This window comes from Acetobacter sacchari (assembly GCF_017377715.1).
In the GTDB taxonomy this organism is placed as follows: domain Bacteria; phylum Pseudomonadota; class Alphaproteobacteria; order Acetobacterales; family Acetobacteraceae; genus Acetobacter; species Acetobacter sacchari.
Genome location: NZ_JAFVMF010000054.1, coordinates 1 through 991, shown reverse-complemented (window position 1 = coordinate 991; position 991 = coordinate 1). Strand labels below are relative to the sequence as shown.

1 protein-coding gene is annotated in these 991 nt (G+C 44.2%); it reads left to right on the top strand.

Annotation, left to right across the window (positions count from 1 at the left end):
* Window positions 1–186 precede the first annotated feature (186 nt).
* Window positions 187–894, top strand: coding sequence for a hypothetical protein (locus tag J2D73_RS20215; protein ID WP_207884212.1), 708 nt, complete (start codon window positions 187–189; stop codon window positions 892–894).
* Window positions 895–991: the final 97 nt, after the last annotated feature.

Here is a 991-nt window from a genome sequence, read left to right as displayed (position 1 = left end):
CTCGCAGCCGTCCAGTTCGCTTCAATCATCATCCTGCTTAACTGACGACACGCCGCAGAAAAACGACTCGCTCGTTTAGAGGCGGAACTTACCCAAATAGACAAGCAGACAGGGGCTCCTGCTAATGTAGCGCTGGTATTCGATGGCGGCCCCGTACGTGGATCGTCAGCAATTGATGCCGATTTCGTGGGGAAAGCTATACAAGATTATCAAGAATTAATCACAAAGCGCGTTGCAACCGAAGGTGGACAATCTGTCGAGCACAAACGCATTCCTGATCATCTTCGCCAACAGTCAAAAATGAACATCACGAGCTTGATTCATGGCTCTTTTGGCTTTGTTTTAGAAGAGGATAATGCGAACCAACTTGATATGTTTGAAACGCCGACACGCAAAGCTTTAGGCTTTATTACAGATCTTCTCCAAGAGGTTGCGGATGCGGATGGACGCATTTTTGAAGCCAAATTGGATAATTTAGATGCTCCCATATTCCAAGCGCTAAAAAATTTTATTAGCACTCTTCATAAAGCCGGCTCCACACTCCGTGTCGCTGAGGAGCGCAGAGAAATAAAACTCGATACCTCTAGCGTTGACCGGGCATTTAATCGTGTTGCGCACGTGAATATAGAAGAAAATGAAGATGTAGTTCATGGAGAATTACTCGGATTAGTTCCTATACAAAGACGATTCGATTTTCGTCCGTCCGATGTTCACGAAGTGATACAAGGACGCGTTGCCGCCACTTTGAGTGCTGAATATTTAAATAGAATCGAAAAAGAGGGACTTATAGCAGGAGGATTATGGCGAGCAACAATTCGCACCAAAAACGTACGTCACCCCGATAGACGCCATACCTCAGTATCTCGCATATTAATTGATCTAGTCCGTCTATAATATGGAGCAACCATTTCAATTACTCATAAATTATTTATATTATCTCTAAGAGCCTGTTTGGAAAATCACGGGTGAGCATTTCTGCGCATGAGATTGG